The organism is Kocuria soli, assembly GCF_003797835.1.
GTDB classification, from domain to species: Bacteria; Actinomycetota; Actinomycetes; order Actinomycetales; family Micrococcaceae; genus Kocuria; species Kocuria soli.
Window position 1 is genome coordinate 22385 of the sequence record NZ_RKMF01000011.1, and the last position, 17887, is coordinate 40271.

At 67.9% G+C, this 17887-nt stretch carries 15 protein-coding genes, 1 tRNA gene and 1 pseudogene; 6 read left to right on the forward strand and 11 right to left on the reverse strand.

Going from position 1 to position 17887, the window contains the following annotated elements; genetic code table 11:
- Positions 1-88: 88 nt before the first annotated feature.
- From EDL96_RS09055 to EDL96_RS09085, 7 genes are all read right to left on the reverse strand, one after another.
- On the reverse strand, positions 89-1807 hold the full coding sequence (locus EDL96_RS09055) for an LpqB family beta-propeller domain-containing protein (RefSeq protein WP_123825479.1): 1719 nt from the start codon (positions 1805-1807) through the stop codon (positions 89-91).
- Complete coding sequence (gene mtrB, locus EDL96_RS09060; protein ID WP_325049547.1) at positions 1804-4113, reverse strand: MtrAB system histidine kinase MtrB; 2310 nt, start codon at positions 4111-4113, stop codon at positions 1804-1806. The genes EDL96_RS09055 and mtrB overlap by 4 nt, the downstream gene beginning before the upstream one ends.
- A 33-nt stretch (positions 4114-4146) precedes the next feature.
- Positions 4147-4833 carry an MtrAB system response regulator MtrA gene (gene mtrA, locus EDL96_RS09065; RefSeq protein WP_123825480.1) on the reverse strand — a complete coding sequence of 229 codons (687 nt, stop codon included), beginning with the start codon at positions 4831-4833 and terminating at the stop codon, positions 4147-4149.
- Between the two features lie 142 nt (positions 4834-4975).
- Entirely contained in the window at positions 4976-6049 is a 1074-nt protein-coding gene (locus EDL96_RS09070) for a hypothetical protein (RefSeq protein ID WP_123825481.1), read from the reverse strand.
- Complete coding sequence (locus tag EDL96_RS09075) at positions 6042-6389, reverse strand: chorismate mutase (protein ID WP_123825482.1); 348 nt, start codon at positions 6387-6389, stop codon at positions 6042-6044. Before EDL96_RS09075 ends, EDL96_RS09070 begins: the two co-directional genes overlap by 8 nt.
- Positions 6386-7579: a tRNA 2-thiouridine(34) synthase MnmA gene (gene mnmA / locus EDL96_RS09080; protein ID WP_199732577.1), complete on the reverse strand. Its 1194-nt coding sequence runs from the start codon at positions 7577-7579 to the stop codon at positions 6386-6388. The genes EDL96_RS09075 and mnmA overlap by 4 nt, the downstream gene beginning before the upstream one ends.
- A 119-nt stretch (positions 7580-7698) precedes the next feature.
- Positions 7699-8964, reverse strand: coding sequence for a cysteine desulfurase family protein (locus EDL96_RS09085; RefSeq protein WP_123825483.1), 1266 nt, complete (start codon positions 8962-8964; stop codon positions 7699-7701).
- A gap of 94 nt (positions 8965-9058) precedes the next feature.
- Between EDL96_RS09085 and EDL96_RS09090 the strand changes: the two are divergent.
- The 4 genes and pseudogenes from EDL96_RS09090 to EDL96_RS09105 form a co-directional block, all read left to right on the forward strand.
- Positions 9059-9310, forward strand: a pseudogene (locus EDL96_RS09090) (arsenic resistance protein); the annotation flags it as partial.
- A gap of 21 nt (positions 9311-9331) precedes the next feature.
- Complete coding sequence (gene folP, locus EDL96_RS09095; protein ID WP_233568802.1) at positions 9332-10279, forward strand: dihydropteroate synthase; 948 nt, start codon at positions 9332-9334, stop codon at positions 10277-10279.
- Positions 10272-11063: a dihydrofolate reductase family protein gene (locus tag EDL96_RS09100; protein WP_123825484.1), complete on the forward strand. Its 792-nt coding sequence runs from the start codon at positions 10272-10274 to the stop codon at positions 11061-11063. The genes folP and EDL96_RS09100 overlap by 8 nt, the downstream gene beginning before the upstream one ends.
- Before the next feature lie 27 nt (positions 11064-11090).
- Positions 11091-11558 (forward strand): tRNA (cytidine(34)-2'-O)-methyltransferase, encoded by a 468-nt coding sequence (locus EDL96_RS09105; RefSeq protein ID WP_123825485.1) that lies wholly within the window; start codon positions 11091-11093, stop codon positions 11556-11558.
- On the opposite strand, the gene EDL96_RS09110 is transcribed toward EDL96_RS09105, so the two are convergent.
- Entirely contained in the window at positions 11555-12922 is a 1368-nt protein-coding gene (locus tag EDL96_RS09110) for a S1C family serine protease (RefSeq protein WP_123825486.1), read from the reverse strand. The two genes, EDL96_RS09105 and EDL96_RS09110, sit on opposite strands and share 4 nt — an antisense overlap.
- Positions 12923-13131: 209 nt before the next feature.
- Here EDL96_RS09110 and EDL96_RS09115 point away from each other — a divergent pair, with 209 nt between their 5' ends.
- Positions 13132-14805, forward strand: a complete 1674-nt coding sequence (locus tag EDL96_RS09115) for a TPM domain-containing protein (protein ID WP_123825487.1) — start codon at positions 13132-13134, stop codon at positions 14803-14805.
- Between the two features lie 95 nt (positions 14806-14900).
- Positions 14901-15668: a PspA/IM30 family protein gene (locus tag EDL96_RS09120; protein ID WP_123825488.1), complete on the forward strand. Its 768-nt coding sequence runs from the start codon at positions 14901-14903 to the stop codon at positions 15666-15668.
- A gap of 104 nt (positions 15669-15772) precedes the next feature.
- Here the strand turns inward: EDL96_RS09120 and EDL96_RS09125 are convergent, their stop codons facing one another.
- From EDL96_RS09125 to EDL96_RS09135, 3 genes are all read right to left on the reverse strand, one after another.
- Entirely contained in the window at positions 15773-16411 is a 639-nt protein-coding gene (locus EDL96_RS09125) for a hypothetical protein (RefSeq protein ID WP_123825489.1), read from the reverse strand.
- Complete coding sequence (locus EDL96_RS09130; protein WP_158609577.1) at positions 16404-17486, reverse strand: helix-turn-helix domain-containing protein; 1083 nt, start codon at positions 17484-17486, stop codon at positions 16404-16406. Before EDL96_RS09130 ends, EDL96_RS09125 begins: the two co-directional genes overlap by 8 nt.
- Before the next feature lie 312 nt (positions 17487-17798).
- A tRNA-Met gene (locus EDL96_RS09135) sits at positions 17799-17872 on the reverse strand.
- Between the last annotated feature and the right edge of the window lie 15 nt (positions 17873-17887).

Here is a 17887-nt window from a genome sequence, read left to right on the forward strand (position 1 = left end):
ACCGACTCAGTTCACGACGGGTGTCGGCCCACTCAAGCGTGCCCGTCAGCGCGAGGACTGTGGAGCCCCATTCGCTCCGGGGTTGACGTCATCCGGCGAAGGCCGTCGATGCGATCTGGTCACTCTGCGGGGACCAGGACTCACCGGTGAGCAGGCGGAGTTCGTCCCCCGATTCGACGAAGATCTCGCGCTCCCCGTTGCCTCCCGCCACGTTGGTCACACCGTCGTCGACGTAGGGCAGTTCGCGGTAGCGCCCGGAGATGTCGTACAGCCGGGGCGCGGTACCGCCGTCGGTCACGGAGGTCGCCACGAACTGGGTCTCGCTGATCCACGCGGCGTCGCCCATCATCAGGTCGCCTTCCCCGGAGTCCACCAGGTACGGGGTGTTCAAGGACTGCGGTCTGCCGTCGTCGTCACGCTGAACCCCGCTGATCAGCACCTGTGCCGACTCTCCGTCGGAGACCACAATGAGGGCACGGGAACCGTCCCGGGAGATCTTAAGGGACCTGACCGCCCGACCGTCCAACCACGGTGCGTCGACGTCCTCGGCCTGCGTCCCTGCAGTCCCGGAATCCGCAGCCCTGACTTGACCGTCCCCGGTACCCACCCAGACCCAGCCGTTGGGGTCCATGGACGGAGCGGACAGGTCCTCTCCCGTGAACCGCTCAACGGCTTCGGGTTCGGCGTCGGTGAAGGTCACGAGCGTGGAGCCGTCGTCGACCAGGGCCGCAAATTCCGTCATGTCCGCATTCATCGCCGGATTCTGCGGCGCCTGCCCCACCAAAGCATCGGAGACCGAGTCCACGGCTTGGGTTTGCCCGCCCTGGAGATACACGAGTCGGTCTCCGTCCAGTCCGATCTGACGCGAAGGAACCGTGACGGGGTCGGGCGACAACGGGGACTGGTCATCCGCGCCGAGGTCCGCCTCTCCCCCGCCGGCCGACAGGTTCACGTTCTCCACGTTCCCCAGCGCCAAGAGGGTCAGACTCACCTGGGAGTACATGTTCCGGTTACCCACCACGTCCACGGCGCTGTAGTCCGGCACGTCCAGGGACACCTCGGCCGTCCCGTCCTGCACCGGCACAGAGGGGCCTGCGAGCTCTGTGCCCTCCGGGAAGGCGGAGTCAACGGAACCCTCCAGGTACGGGGCCGGGCCGTTCAACAGGGCCCGGATGATGGAGGTCGAGACTCCCTGGCGGTCCGGGAACCACCGGGGATCGGGCACCACGGTCTTGCCGTCCTTGCCGAGGAAGTACAGGTTGTGGGGCTGGTAGAGGTCGTCCAGGTTGGAGGCCGGGACCAGGACCCCGTCGGGAACCGAGGAGATCCGCCACTGGCCGTCGACCTCGGTCAACTCCACGTCCATCTCCTCGCTGGAGCCCGCCTCGCGTCGCTTCATCACGCCGTGGTCATCGATCGTGGCGCGTTCGTCCACGCTGACCCGGACCTGGTTCTCCTCGAGTCCCTCCTGGATGCCGGCTGCGCCGGAGAAGACGACCGTGCGCTCGTACGGGCTCCAGGTCTCCGCCAGATCCGTCGTCAGGTACTGCCGCGCCACGGCGTAATCGTCGTCCTGGCCCTGTCCTGCCGCCAGGAAGCCCTGAACGACCTCTTCGGGGGTCATGTCGGCTTCGGGGCCGGCGACGGCGGGTTCGGTGCTGGCGTCCGGGGTGGAGGACACCGGCGGATCCGCCTGGTGCACCGGTCCAGACGTGGGGATGGACGCGCAGCCAGAGAGCAACAGGGCCCCGGTCACGGTCACGGCCAGGGGCCACCGGTGCAGGGAGAACCTGTGTGTCCGCCTCATCGGGCACCACCCGTCTGGTCGTCGTCCTCGGCGTCGTGGAAAGCGGGCAGTTCACCCGAGTCGTCCGCGTAGAGGTCTTCGTAGGCCTCGTCGAGATCGTCGGCCGTGTCCTCGCCCAGGCCATGGACTGCCGCCGCCGGGACGGCCTCGGACTGATGGGCGCCGGTGACCCCCTCGTCGCTCACGGTGCTGGAGGTGAGGAAGTCGCCGCCGATGGCGGGACGCAGGCTGGTCATGCTCGCACCGAGTCCCTCCAGCCCTGCCGCGGCCCGCACGGGATAGTGTTCCGGGACTGGGACGGTGTCGGTCCCGGATGCCCGGTCCCCTCCGGGGGTTTCCTCGGCCGAGTCGTCACCGTCGTCGTCGAGCGGGCTGATGACGGGGATCGTTTCCGTGACGGGCGCGATCACGGAATCGCGGTCCAGCGGGACCGCGGCGAATGTTCCGGTGTCTGTGACGACGGCGACCGACGGCAGTTCGTCGTCCACCGGGGGCAGATCCACCGGGCTGAGGTCCGCGTCCGAGAGGGGGCGCGATCTGAGCAGGGGCAGGGTGAGGCGGAAGCACGCGCCGTCCCCGGGAGAGCCCCAGGCGTCGAGTCGGCCGCCGTGCAGACGCGTGTCCTCGACGGCGATCGACAACCCGAGTCCGGTTCCACCCGTGGTGCGAGCGCGGGCGGGGTCGGCACGCCAGAACCGGTTGAAGACCTTCTGGGTCTGCTCCGGCGTCATGCCGATGCCGTGGTCGCGCACGGCGATCCCCACCGCGACGTCGGAGGCCTTGACCACGATGTCCACGGGGCGGCCTTCGCCGTGCTCCAGGGCGTTGACCAGGAGATTGCGCAAGATGCGATCGATCCGGCGCTGATCCATCTGCACGATGCACCGCTGGAGGTCCGAGTGCACGCGGACCACGGACCCTGAATTCGCAGCGAGCGGGGCCGTGGCCTCCAGGACCTCGTTGATCAGGGCGAAAAGATTGGTGCCGGAGATGTCCAGGCGGGCGGCACCGGCGTCGAACCGGGAGATCTCCAACAGGTCGGCCAACAGCGTGTCGAACCGGTCCACCTGGTTGTAGAGCAGTTCCGCGGACCGCCGGTTGACCGGGTCGAATTCGTCGCGGGCGTTGTGGAGCACCTCCGCCGCCATCCGCACCGTGGTCAGGGGCGTGCGCAGTTCGTGGGAAACGTCCGACACGAAGGTCTGTTGCATGGAGGACAGGCGTTCCAGCCGGGTGATCTGGTCCTCAAGGTTGTCGGCCATGCGGTTGAAGGACCGCCCCAGGCGGGCCACCTCGTGCGAACCTTCGACCTCCATGCGCACGCCCAGGTTGCCGTCTGCCAGAGACTCCGAAACTCGCGCGGTCGTGGACACGGGACGGACCACCTCCCGGGTCACGTACCCCACCACTCCAGAGACCAGCAGCGCCTGGACCAGGGTGGCCAGGATCAGCACGGCGTGGATCGCGTCCAGGGTGTTCTGGGGCTGGGAGAAGTCGTTGACCAGGTACAGCGCGTACTTGGAGCCTTGTTGGGGCTCCACCACGCGACCCACGATCACCACAGGTACTGGGGCGCCGTTCTCGTCCATCCGGACCGATGAGGACTGCCAGTAGGTCCCGTCCCCGCGGGCCACACGGTCCTGGAGCTCCTCCGGCACGGTGGCCGAGGTCATCCAACTGCTCTCCGCCTGGGCGGGAAGCATGTTCTGACCGGTCTCCGTGGACAGCGGCACGAGCAGCCACCGACGCTGGCTGCTGGCGGGGTCGCTGTCCAGGTTGTCCAGGGTCGAGCTGACCAGCGTCTGCAGTTGCTCACGGTCCGCGGCGTCGGAGGCTTGGAAACTGGCCTGCACCTGGGTGAAGTCGGTGTCGGACTGCGCCAAGACCTGTTCCAGGCGGTCGTTGAACAGTCGCTCGGAGATCTGGTGGGACAGGAATGCGCCCGTGACCAGGAAGATCACCATGGCCCCGAGCATCGCGATGCTCACGGCACGGAACTGGAGGGACTGCCTCCACCGCCGGACCAGCAGTCCCAAGCGGAACCGCAACATGTTGATCGGACCCCGACGACGCCGGGGCGCCGCAGGCGGAGTCGGTCGCGCGGCAAAACGACGCGGAGTCGTGGCCTCCGCGGCCACCCGGGCATCGGCAGCGTGCCCCGGCTGCGGGCCAGCCGTCAGAGCGACCGGGGTGCGGCGCTCGTCGTGCTCGGATCCACCTGCGACCACGTCAGCGCGTTCGTCGATGACCCCGTCCTCAAGGGTGGGGCCCGAGTGCTGGGGCGGAGAATCCGTGCGTTCCGACATCGTGGTTCAGGCGAGCACCGTGGGCGGGCTCGCTCAGTGCCTCTCCAGGTGGCCCGCGCGGTAGCCGACTCCCCGCACGGTCACCACGATCTGCGGATTCTCGGGATCGCGCTCGATCTTGGAGCGCAGCCGCTGGACGTGCACGTTGACCAGACGTGTGTCAGCCGCATGCTGGTATCCCCAGACATCGCGCAGCAGCATTTCACGCGAGAACACCTGTTCGGGAGCACGCGCCAGAGTGGCCAGCAACTCGAACTCCAAGGGGGTCAGGCTGATCTCCACGCCGTCGCGGGTGACCTGGTGCCCGGTGATGTCGATCGTGACGTCACCGACCTCGAGTTCGTTGCTGGTGGCCCGGGACCCCGGGCGCAGCCTGGCTTTGACACGGGCCAACAGCTCTGCGGGCTTGAAGGGCTTGGGAATGTAGTCGTCGGCACCTGCCTCGAGCCCGCGGACCACGTCTTCGGTGTCCGACTTGGCGGTAAGCATGACGATCGAGACGTCCGAGGCGGTTCGGATCTCGCGGCAGATCTGGATGCCGTCCTTGCCGGGCAGCATGAGGTCCAGGAGCACCAGGTCCGGTTGGGCGTCGTGGAAGGCCTGGACGGCCTCGGCGCCGTCGGCGCAGAACACGGTTTCGTACTCCTCGGCGTTGAGGATGATCCCGATCATTTCTGCCAGAGCTGCGTCGTCGTCGACGACCAGAATGCGTGCGTTCACCGATCCTCCATCATCAGGGCTCCCCGCTCATTCCTGGTCCGGCGCAGGCAGCCTGGGTGTACGGTACCGCCGCCATGATGTCATGCCGCGGTCAGTGTCCGCCCATGCCGGGTTCACCCGCCGACGTCGGGGTGGCAGTGTGTCACGCGTCGAGTGCCACCTCGTGCAACGCGTGGGCCAGGTCCGTCGCCCGCTCGGTCGCGCGCCGGACCTCGTGCGGCGCGTGGGCCTCAAGACCCGCGTCGGGGGCGACCGTGACCTGGTCCAGCAGTTGGGCCCGCAACCCCAGGTCGGTCCACGGCCTCGCCACGGACTCGACGAGTCGGCCGACCGGCACGAACCGGTCCGAACCGCCACGCGTGAGCGCGGGCAGAAGGAGACCGATCCGCACGTCGTTCTCCACGACGGCGGCGATCGGCTCCCAGTCCTCGGCCGCCGACCCCGGGTGGGCCAGGTACAACCTGTCCACGGCGCCGCCCGCGTGATGACGGGGGTCGACGCCGTCGGGAAGGACGAGTTCGGTCTCCGCCGCGCCCGCGGCGCGCGCGGACTCGGCCAGGAGTTCCACGGCGCGGTCCACCTCGTGCTTCGGAACGGCCCGCAGGGTGCGGTACCCGCTGGCCGTGGGAACCTCGCCGTTCAGCACGCGTGCCAGGTCGGGTTCACGCAACCGCAGCACGATCGGGCGCCCGTCCGCTGAGTCGCGGACCGAGCGCAGGTGTGAACCCACGCCGTCGGCCAGGGCCTCGGCCACGTCCCGGCGGGCACCGTCGTCCAGCAGGACCTTCTCCCCGTTGTGGAGGTGAAGGGACGCCGCCAGGGACATCGGCCCGAGCAGTTCCACGACGACCGGGCCGCGGTCGCCGTCGGTCTCGGCTCCCAGGACGTCGGCGAGCACGTTCACGTCGCTGGCCACCAGTGCGGCCGCGGCGCGGGACTCCTTGCCGTCGTGGCGGGTCAGCCGCCACCCGTGCGGTTGCAGGTCCGTCCACAGGTCGGTCAGGACCGTGGCGGTTCGGGGCACCGGATGTGCTACGTCGGAACGCGCGGCCAGGATCGGCAGGACGCCGCGGTGCGGTGCACCGAGTTCGCCGCGCAGCATGGTGACGGTCTCCACCATGTTCGTTCCCGGCAACTGGCCGAGCACCGTGGCGCGGGCCGTTTCCGGACGTTGCTCCAAAGCTGCGTGACCGGTGACCTGGGTGCGCTCAGGCATCGGCCTCGGCTCGGTGTTCATCGGCGCGTTGTTCATCAGCTCGGTGTTCCTCGGCGATGCGTTCATGACGCTGGATGACCTCGCTGATGATGAAGTTCAGGATCTTCTCCGCGAACTCCGGGTCCAGCTGCGCCTCGGAGGCCAACCGGCGCAGCCGTTCGATCTGCAGCTTCTCCCGCTCGGGGTCACCCGCGGGAAGATCGTTGAGGGCCTTGAGCTCCCCCACGCGCTGGGTGGCTTTGAACCGCTCCGCCAACACGCCCACCAGGACCGCGTCCAGGTTGTCGATGGTGTCGCGGATGGAACGCAGCTCGGTCATGGCCTGTTCGGACGCCTTCATGCGCTCGATCCTAAGTCAGCCGGGACCCCCGCCCGAGCCGTGTTGATCTTGGCCTGCCCCAGCACCCGGGTTCCGTCGTAGACCACGGCCGACTGGCCGGGTGCCACGCCCTTGAGGGAATCGTCCAGGACCATGACCAGTTCCACGCGGGTCGTGGGCTCCGTGGCGTCGTCGTCCACCGCGGACTCGAGCCACGCCGTGGCGGGCAAGGACTCACCGTGGGCACGGACCTGGACCTCCACGCGGATCGACGACGACGTCGCCGCCGCCGGCTGCGGCTGCTCCGCCAGGAACTGCTCGAAGGCTGGAACGGGCTGCCCGGCCCACGACGCACGTATGCCACGGATGGTGCGGACCGCGAGCTGCTCCTTGGCCCCCACGACCACTTCATTGGTCTTGGGACGGATCTCCAGGACGAACCGGGGCTTGCCGTCGGGTGCGGGTCGGCCGATCTTCAGCCCCTTGCGCTGACCGACCGTGTAGGCCAGTGCGCCGTCGTGCTGCCCCAGGTCGTTGCCCTGGTCGTCCAGGATTCGACCGGGTTCCAGGTCGATGCGCTCGGAGAGCCATCCGCGGGTGTCGCCGTCGGGGATGAAGCAGATGTCGTGGGAGTCCGGCTTGGAGGCCACGGACAGGCCGCGGCGGGCGGCCTCTTCTCGGATCTGGGCCTTCGAGGGTGTGTCCCCCAGGGGGAACAGGCAGTGGTTGAGCTGCTGTTCGTCCAGCACGCCGAGCACGTAGGACTGGTCCTTGGCGTCCTCGGCGGCGCGGTGCAGTTGCGGGTGGCCGTCCACGGTCACCACGTTGGCGTAGTGGCCGGTGCACACCGCGTCGAACCCCAGCGCCATCGCCTTTTCCAGCAGGGCCGCGAACTTGATCTTTTCGTTGCAGCGCAGGCACGGGTTGGGGGTGCGTCCGGCGGCGTACTCGGCCACGAAGTCGTCGACCACGTCTTCCTTGAAGCGTTCGGAGAAGTCCCACACGTAGAACGGGATGCCGAGTTTCTCGGCGGCCCGCCAGGCGTCGTTGGAGTCTTCCACGGTGCAGCAGCCGCGGGAGCCCGTGCGCAGGGTGCCGGGCATGCGGTTGAGGGCCAGGTGGACTCCGGTGACGTCGTGGCCGGCGTCCACGGCTCGGGCGGCGGCGACCGCCGAGTCGACACCTCCGGACATGGCTGCAAGCACGCGCAATGGATTCTCCTGTGTGGATCGGAAGGTGTGGGTGAAAGCGGTGGGTCGGAACGAACTGGATCGGACGGGGCCTGCGAGTCGGTTCAGGCTTGGGTCCAAGAACTTGACCCGGGTCGCCCCTACCCCAACGACGAGACGCGCCCGGCCATTCCCGCGGCCTTCGCGCGACCGTACACCTCGGGCAGGACGGCCAGGAGGGCAGCGACGTCGTCGTGGGTGGAACCGTGGCCCAGGGTGAAGCGTTGGGCGCCGCGGGCTGTGTCCTCGTCCAGGCCCAGGGCCAACAGGACCGACGACGGGCGCGGGACCCCGGCGGAGCAGGCGGAGCCGGTGGAGGTCGCGATACCGGCAGCGTCCAGGAGGAAGAGCAGGGAGTCGCCCTCCGCGCCGGGGAAGGTGAAGTGAACGTTGTTGGGCAAGCGGGTTCCGGTGTGTTCGAAGTCCTCGGGTCCGCGGAGCACGGCCTCCGGAACCGCGGCGCGGATGCCACGGATCAGGTCGTCACGCAACGTGGCGATGCGCTCCGACTCGCCCGCCAGGTCATCGCACACGGTGTCCACGGCTGCCGCGAAGGCGGCTGCCCCCGCGGCGTCCAGGGTGCCCGAACGCAGCGAGCGCTGTTGCCCGCCGCCGTGGAGGGTGGTGTCCAGCTTGACGGTACGCCCGACGTAGAGGGCACCGGTGCCCACGGGCGCCCCGATCTTGTGCCCAGTCACGGCCAGGGTGGCGATGCCCGGAAGGCTGGCATCCACCGGAAGAGCGCCGAAGGCCTGAACGGCGTCCACGTGCAGCGGGACCTCGTATTCCTGGCACACGGCTGCAAGCTCGGCAACGGGCTGGACGGTGCCGATTTCGTTGTTGGCCCACATGACGGCCACCAGGGCCACCTGATCAGGAGCCCGGGCGATCATGTCCCGCAGCACCGTGAGGCTGACCCGCCCCTGGGCATCCACCGGCACGATTTCCAACTGCGCGCCGTGGCGGTCGGCCAGGAACTGGGCGCTCTCCATCACCGCAGGGTGTTCGACGGCGGAGACCAGGACCCGGGTCCGCGCTGGGTTCTCCTGGTGGCGCCTGCCGTAGAGACCCTTGACCGCCAAGTTGTCGGCCTCTGTCCCCCCGGAGGTGAAGATGACCTCCACGGAGTCCACGTTCAGTGCCCGGGCGACAGTGTCCCGGCTTTCCTCCAGAACGCGACGTGCGCTCCTGCCGGTGGCGTTGATGGCCGACGGGTTTCCGCCGCGCTGGAGCTGGTCGAGCATGGCGGTCGCCGCCTGCGGAAGCGTGGGGTGCGTGGCCGCGTGGTCCAAGTACACCTGGGACGCCCGAGATGCCGGGCCGGAGGTCGGCACGCTGGACGTCGGGGTCGGGTCAGGGGTGGGCATGGGGCCAGTCTACGAGCGTCGTCGAGTCCTCTGGAGGGGGCGAGTGAGTGCGGTCACGCGGAGCTCGTCGTCAGGCGCCGGGCAGAATGTAGGCGGTCGCGGGCTCGGACTGGGCTACGCACGGACCACCACGCTGGCCTTCACTGCGGCGGGCAACAACTTCGAACTCGCGATCGCCGTGGCCATCGGCACCTTCGGCGTCACCTCCGGGCAAGCCTTGGCCGGCGTGGTCGGCCCGTTGATCGAGGTGCCCGCTCTGGTGGCGCTGGTCTACGCAGCCCTGGCGTTGAGGAAGCATTTCACGCACGACGACGCCCCGAACCGCCCCCAGGAACGCTTGGCCTGACGGCCCGGTACCGTGAGGGGCGTGACCGATCCGCACACCCCCGCTCCGCCGCCCTTGGGTTTCCACCCGGATTTCGTGGCTCCTGTTCGCCTGATCGGAGCGCGGCGCGTGGATTTCCGCACCGACCTGTTGGTCATGGCCGTGGTCAATCGCACCCCCGATTCGTTCTACGACCGGGGCCGCACCTTTGCCCTGGACGCCGCCGTGAACGCCGGTCTCCGAGCCGTGGACGAGGGCGCCGACTGGGTGGACATCGGCGGGGTGCCGTTCTCCCCCGGTGAGCCCTTGCCCGCGGAGCAGGAAGCCGACCGGGTGCTGCCCGTCGTCGAAGGCATCCGGGCGGCCCGCCCGGATGTCATCATCTCCGTGGACACTTTTCACGCGAGCGTCGCCGACGCGTGCCTGGCCGCGGGTGCGGACGTCGTGAACGACACCACCGGGCTCTCCGATCCGGACATGCTCACGGTGGTGCGCGAGCACGGTGCGCAACTGGTCGTCACCCATTCGCTGACCACCTCCCCGGCCTCCACCCGGACCGTGGTCCCGCGCCCCACCTACGACGACGTGGTGGCCGACGTCCTCCGGTTCCTGACAGGGCGGGTGGAAACCGCGTTGTCGAGCGGGTTGCGGGCCGATCAACTCGTGATCGACCCGGGTCACGACCTCAACAAGAACACCGCCCATTCCCTGGAACTGACCCGCCGTTTCGCGGAGATCGCGGCCCTGGGTCACCCTGCGTTGGCGGCCGTGTCCAACAAGGATTTCGTGGGTGAATCCCTGGGCCTGCCCAAGGAGGAACGCGGTGAGGGGTCCCTGGTGGCCGCTGCCGCGTGTGCGTTCGGAGGGGCCAGGATTTTTCGGATGCACGACGCCCGCGGTTCGCGCCGGGCCCTGGACATGGCGGCGGCCGTCCTGGGTTTGCGTGAGCCGATCGACCCGCAGCACAACATGGGAGACCGCAATGCCTGAGACCGTGACGCAGTTCGACCGTCTGTGGCCGGATCCGGGTCAGGTCTCCCCCACCGAACTGCGCGAAACGTACCTGTCCACCTGGCCGGACTCCCGCGATGGCGCGGTGGCGATGATGATTTCCTCCCTGGACGGCTCGGCCGTGCTGGACGGGGTGTCCGGCGGGCTGTCCTCTCCCGCGGATCAGCTGCTCATGGACCTGCTCCGGAGCGTGGCGGACGTCGTGGTGGTGGGTGCGGGGACCCTGCGGGACGAAGGCTACGGCGGTCTCACTGTGTCCGAGGATTCCGTCGCCTGGCGGACTACGCACGGGATGGACGAGCACCCCACCCTGGCGGTGGTGTCCGCCGCCCTGGACCTGAGCGTTGACACCCCATTCCTGGCCCAGGCCCCGACCCGGCCGATCATCTTCACCGGTCCCGACGCACCGGTGGACAAAGTCCGGGAGCTGACCGAGGTGGCCGACGTCGTCGTGCTCGGCAGCGGGCCCGGAGCGGACCCCGAGCTGATCCACGACCATCTCGCCGACCGCGGGTACCGCCGGGTGGTGTGCGAAGGCGGCCCCACCTTGCTCAGCCGCTGGTTCGCCGCCGAGCGAGTGGCCGAACTGCACCTGAGCCTGGCGCCTGCTCTGACAGGCGGCGGCGGGCAGCGCATTGTCCACGACGACATTCAGGACGACGCGACGGGGCAACCGGGCACGGCCCGGCACACGGAACTTCTCCAGGTGCTGCGGGACGGCTCGATGCTCATGCTGCGGCAGCGTGTCCTGGCGGAGTCCTGAGCCGCACCACGCCCTAGGATCGCTGTCATGCTGCGCATCCTCTTCGTGGAACCCGAGATCCCCGGCAACACCGGCAACGCGATCCGTCTGGCTGCGGTGACCGGGGCGGAACTCCACATCGTGGAGCCCATCGGGTTCAACTTCGACGACGCCCACCTGCGCCGCGCCGGTCTGGACTACCACGACCTGGCCGTCATGACCGTCCATCCCGACTTGGAATCGGCCTGGGCGGCCCTGCAACCGAACCGGGTGTTCGCGTTCACGACCACGGGGGTCACGCCGCACACGGAGATACAGTGGCGGGAGGACGACGTGTTGATGTTCGGCAAGGAGTCCCAGGGGCTCGCCGAGGAACACAAGGCGGACCCGCACGTGACGCAGGAGGTGCGGATCCCCATGTTGGCCGCGCGGCGCTCACTCAATCTGGCGAACGCCGCGTCCATCGGCGTGTACGAAGCCTGGCGTCAGCTGGGCTTCACCGGGGCCAAGCTCTAGCTCTGGGCGTCCTCCGCGTTGCCGACCGTCACGGTGACGGTCTCTTCCCGGCCGTCGCGGGTGTAGACCAGTTCGCCTTCGCCACCGGCCGGCAGTTCGCGCACGGCGGCGGTCAGTTCATCCGCGTCCTGGATCTTGTGCCCGTTGAAGCTTTGGACGATGTCGTCCTTCTCCAGGCCGGCGTCGGCCGCCGGTGAGCCGTCCTCCACGGACTGCACGACGGCACCACCGGAGAAGACCTGGCTGTCGCCGTCGTTGGCTGGGGATGCCGAGACCGTGGCGCCCAGGTAGCCGTGGGTGGCTTCGCCGTTCTCGATGATCTCGTCGGCCACGCGCTTGGCATGGTTGATCGGGATGGCAAAGCCCACGCCGATGTTGCCCGCGGAGGACTCTCCGGAGGACGAGGAACCGGCGGAGGCGATGGCCACGTTGATGCCCATCACCTGGCCGTCCGTGTTGACCAAGGGACCACCGGAGTTGCCGGGGTTGATCGCCGCATCGGTCTGCAGAACGTTGAGGTACACGGATTCCGTCTCGCCCTGCGTGGAGCCCTGGCCGTAGTCGAAGAAGAAGTCGCTCCAGTCGCCCCGGCTGCTGCCGCCCTCGTCCTGGGTGTCGCCCTCCGTGGGGGTGTCGGGAACCGCGGAGGAGGCCACGGTAATGGTGCGGTCCGTGGTGGAGACGATGCCGTCCGTCACGGTGCCGGAAAGGCCCAAGGGGGCACCGATGGCGATGGTCGTGTCACCCACGTTGAGCTTCGAGGAGTCGCCGATCTCGGCCGGAACCAGGCCTTCGGCATCGACCTTGATGACCGCCAGATCCGAGAGCGGGTCGGTGCCGACGACGCTGGCCTCGGTCACCGTGCCGTCGGAGAGCTGGACTTCAAGATCGGGATCGTTCGTCTGCCCGTCCAGCGTCACCACGTGCGTGTTGGTGAGGATGTGCCCTTGGTCGTCCAAGATCACACCGGAGCCCGAACCCGACTGGCTCCCGGACACGGAGGAGATGGTGACCACCGACGGCGATGCCTTGGCGGCCGACGCGGTGACCGCATTGACATCGTCCTTGTTGTTCACGATGAGGTCGGAACTGGCACCCTGGGTCGAACTGGTCAGTGCATCCGATCCACCGGCAGCCAGGTCGACCAGGCCGTAGGTGCCTGCCCCGACCAGAGCCGCCACCACCATGCCCCCTGCCAGGGTCTTGCGCCCGATCCCGCGCGAAGGAGCCTTGGGCTCCCCTGCCGCCTGGTGGGCGTCATAGGCGTCCGCGTAAGGGTTCTGGTTGACCATCGGAGCGGGCTGGTAGCCGTACTGATTGGGGTCCTGCGGGTTGGAACCGTACGGCTGGTGACCGTCACTCATGAACGGAACTCCTCATTCATCACGTCTGTGGACTGGGAACCAGTATCCCCCTCTGGCTGTGTCCACCCTGTGCGCGAGCCGGTGGGCAGCCGAGTGGGCATTCCCTGGCTGGGCGCATCGGCAGTTGGGTTAGTAACCCAACCACGCCCACGGCGAATCATCACTGCGCACCCAGGTTTGACACCAACCCCCTCAGTAGACTTCCCAGCATGAGCACGTCTGCTGCGTTCGGAGTCCTGGGAGTCATCGGCTTGCTGGCCATCGTGTTGTCGGCCGGGCTGATCTCCTGGTCGCGCAGCCGCCGTCGTCGTAGCGGTCAGGCGCCCGCCGTCGCTGCGGATCCCAATCAGCGTTACGGCCCCGGTGGGGTTCCTGTTGAGCAATCGGCGGCCCACACGGTGCCGCAGAACGCCCCCGTCCCGCTCCCGGAATTGCACAAGCGCGCCGGTGAGGCGCTGGTTTCGGCGGACAACGCCGTGCAGTCTGCTGAGCAGGAACTGGCCTTCGCCCAACTCCAGTTCGGTGACAACGCGGTGGGCCCGTATCAAGAGGCACTGAGTCAGGCAAAGGACCATCTGCAACATTCCTTCGCACTCCAGCAGAAGCTCGAGGAATCGATTCCGGACACGGAGGCCGAACAGCGGGCATGGATCGGCGAGATCCTGGACCGTTGCCAGCAAGCCGCCCGGCCCTTGACGCAGCAGCGCGAATCCTTCAGTCAGCTGCGTGCCCTGGAAAGCAACATTCCGGCGGCAGCGCAGGCCGCAACGGCCGCCGTCGACGCATTGGCACCGGATCTGGAACAAGCCCAGGCCACCTTGGACCGTGTGGCCGCGCGGTATCTGGACTCCGCCTGGCAGACCCTCCCCGACAATCTGGCTCAGGCCAGGGACCGGGTGGACTTCGTGCACACCGCCGTTCGTCAGGCCGAGGCCCATCTCGAGAGTGGTGCCCGGTCGGAGGCTGCACTGGAGGTTCGCGCAGCGGAGCAGGCTGCAGCACAGGCCCGGGACCTGGTGGCCTCCGTGGAACGCGGGGCCCAGGATCTGGAACGCGCCGAGCAGTCCCTGCGGGATGCGGTGGCCGTGGCCCAACGTGACGTGGCCGAGGCCGAGGCCGCCGCCCAGGTGGCCATGCGCACCGAACTGACAGGCAGTGCCGCGGGCGTGCGGTCCGTGCTCACCGGCATCCAGGCGGAACTGGCCGCCGGACGGTTCGACCCCTATTCGTTGGCCCACCGCCTGTCCGTGGTCACCACGGAACTCGAGAAGGCCCTGGGCGGGCTCCGGGAGGAGCACGAACGCGACCGAGCCGCCCGGGCCACTTTGGACCGCACCTTAGTCTCCGCTCAGGCCGCCGTGACACAAGCCCACGACTACCTGGGGGCCCGCCGCGGGGGCGTGACCGCACAACCGCGCACCCACCTGTCGGAGGCCGAACGGCATCTCTCCGAGGCGCAGCGGCTACGCAGCACCGAACCCTCGACCGCGCTCAACCACGCCAACGAAGCCATCCGGCTGGCCACCTCCGCCCGCCAGGAAGCGCAGGACGACGTCTCCGGATTTCACGGGGGATACGGCGGCGGTTGGGGACCCATGGGCGGCCCCGGCTGGGGCGGCCACGGAGGCTACGGCCGAGGCGGGTACCGCCGCGGCTTCCAGGGATACGGCGGCATGGGCTCCCCCGGTCTGGGCGGGGCGGTGCTGGGCGGCATCCTCCTCGGCTCCGCATTGGACGGCTTCAACGACGGCGCCCCGAACGTGGGCGGCGACGTCGGCAACGCCATCGGTGAAAACTTCGGCGGTGGCTTCGGCGATTCCGTGGGCGACGGTCTGGGCGAATTCCTGGGCGGACTGGGTGACTTCGGAGGCTTCGACTTCTGAGCACTGTCGCCACCCCACATTGACCTCACCGCATCCGACACGAACCACTCGAACCACCTGAACGACCGTCAGACCCTGATCGAAAGGACGATCCCATGAGTGCAAAGCAGTCCATCTTCGGGCGCGTGGCCCAGCTGGCCAAGGCCAACATCAATGCCTTGATCGACTCCGCTGAGGATCCGCAGAAGATGTTGGACCAGATGGTGCGTGACTACACGCAGAACATCCGGGAGGCCGAATCCGCCGTCGCCACCACCATCGGCCAACTGCGGATGCTCGAACAAGACCACGCCGAGGACGTTCGGGATGCCGAGGAGTGGGGCAACAAGGCGCTTGCGGCGTCCACCCGCGCGGACCAGTTCCGGTCCGCGGGCCAGAGCACGGAGGCCGACAAGTTCGACAACCTGGCCAAGGTGGCACTGCAGCGTCAGATGCAGCACGAGTCCGAGGCCAGCGCATCGGCTCCGCAGATCGAGGCTCAAACGCGCGTGGTCGATCAGCTCAAGGACGGGCTGAACAAGATGCACGGCAAGCTGCAGGAACTCTCCGCCAAGCGGGACGAACTCAACGCCCGCCAGAAGACGGTCGCGGCCCAGGCGGCCGTCCAGGATTCGCTCAAGGCCTTCGACGTGATGGACCCGCTCTCCGAGGTCTCCCGGTTCGAGGACAAGGTCCGCCGCGAAGAGGCGCGGATCGCGGGTCAGCAGGAACTCGCGGCGTCGTCGTTGGACGCGCAGTTCGAGTCCCTGGAGGAACTGGGCCGGCAGTCCGAACTCGAGGCCCGGCTGGCCGCGCTCAAGGCCGGCGGATCGGGCAACGCCGCCAAGGACGGCGAGAAGATCGTGAGCTCCGAGGAGGTCTGAGACGTGCGGGGTGGTTCCTGCCCGTCACCTTGAGGCGACGGGCAGGAACCACCCTCACCGGCGCTCGTCAGCGACCGCGCCGGACGTCCAGACGCAATAAAGCTTTAGCGCTCCAGTGCGGCAAGGAGGTCCTCTGCCAGCAGCGCCACGCTCTCGGACACGGCAGTTGGGTCACCGACCAACTCCTCAGCTGCACCGGCCATGAGGGACCCGCGGGCAGCTGCGCCATTGCCGAAGAGCTCGTCGAGTTGGATGATCGCCTCGCGAGTTACGTCCGCGCTGACACCTTCGTGCAAAAGGCGTTCGATCGCCGCAACGAACACCTGCGTCTCCACAGCCCGCAGCAAACGGTAGACGTCGTGTGCGTCCTTGTTGTCACGCCTCGAAGGCGAGTCGATCCGGTCGTGGATCTTGTGCAGCTTGGCCACCAGCAGCGCGGCGGGACCAGCCACGGAGACCTCGAACTCCCGAGGGTGGACGGCAGGATCGCGAGCCCCGATGACCATCTTGGAGTTGTCGATCAACGCAGCCTCAATGCCACGGATCCTCCGCATCGACTTCGAGTTGTGCGGGTCCACCACGACATCACCGTCTGTGGTGAACTCGGCCAAGGCGATCTCCGTCGCACCCGTGTGGAGGTAGACGGCCTGCGCCCCAATAATGACGAGTGCGTCGCGGTGCAGTTCCAATGCCTCCAGCGCATCGAGCAGCCCCGTCCGCGCCAGCGCCACTTCGTCATTCACGGCGCCACCGTTCTTCGTTGGCCTTCATCCACTCGATCAGGTAGTCGCCTTCAGCCGGTTCGCGGCCCGGCCCGTTGAGCAGGTCGGCTGCCACGTGAGGCGGCGCGGCCACCGGATAGCCCGCCTCAGCACGAACGGTATTGACGAACGGCACGTCACCGACGGTCTTGGGTTCGAGCAGGATGACGTTCGGAGCGGCGGCGTTGGGCCGGAGCCCCCACTGTTCGGAGGCCTCCTGGATGGACGAGACATAAACATAAGCGGCCTTGGCCGGGGCGTAGGTCGCCCACTCTCTCGCAGCCATCGAACCCGTGACGGCAACAGGGAACGTCGAGTCCTCCGCCAGGTTTCGGAGGAAAGACTCGACGCCGCGAGGCTCGATGAAGGCCATCGTGCGAGTTGTCGTCTGAAACGCGGCGTCAGCGCTCCATGCACGCAACAGTCGCTCCCAGTCGGTTACCCGGTAACGGGTGAGCTTCTTGACCACAAGGCCCTCACGCTCAAGGTAATCCAACACGCGGTAGGCGGCGCCAGTGGAAGAGCCGGAGGCAGCCACTAGTTCACGCACACTCCAATCGCGGCGGTAGTCCAGCAACGCGCGAGTGACTCGCGCCGCAGGCTCTCCCTTCAGCGTGCCGCGAGGTCGACCCTTCCGCCAAGGGTCGCGGTCCTCACCGCTTTCCGAGATGAACACCGCGGGTGCATCGATGACGACCCGGATGTTCCCGGTGGCGTCCACGTACGAGAGCCCTTGCTCCGCCAACGCTTCTCGTACCGATGGGGTGAGGTATCTGGCTGCGACGACCGGAACGTCGGTGTGACCTGTCGTCATGCTGCGGGATTGATCAGTGACCCGACCGACGTCGCGACGCTCCAGGACCTGCTTGATCTCGACCACCAAACGTGCTGTGCGACCATCCGGGGCTTCGACGGTGATCTCCAGGTCCGGACGCGCCGTTCCTCGGTCTGGTTCAAGCGCCTCGACTGTCTTCCAGTTACGCGGCAGACGCTCACGCACGGAGGCTGCAACGATTCGCGCCGCCTCAGCGGCCGTAGGCGCGTCGCTGGTCGCCACGACTGGGCCCCCGTTCAGGTCCTGGGCTTGTTCCGCCGACGACGGAACACTCTATTTACCCAAACAAGAAAGCAGGAATGTTCGGGAAACACGCCAGCTCCACCGACAGCGGACTGAGCCGTTTTCCCGAACAGCGAAGTCCTGGGCATCACGATGTACGACGAACTACTGGACGGTGTCCGATCGGATCCCCGCCTCACCAGGGTCTTCGGCAACCTGCAACGCGCTTCTGCGGAACAGCATCGAACAGGTTGACCACATTGCACGAAGAAAGGCCCGGTTCCTGGATTCCAGGAACCGGGCCTTCGAGAGTTGCGGGGGCAAGATTTGAACTTGCGACCTCTGGGTTATGAGCCCAGCGAGCTACCGAACTGCTCCACCCCGCGGCGACAGATGACTAC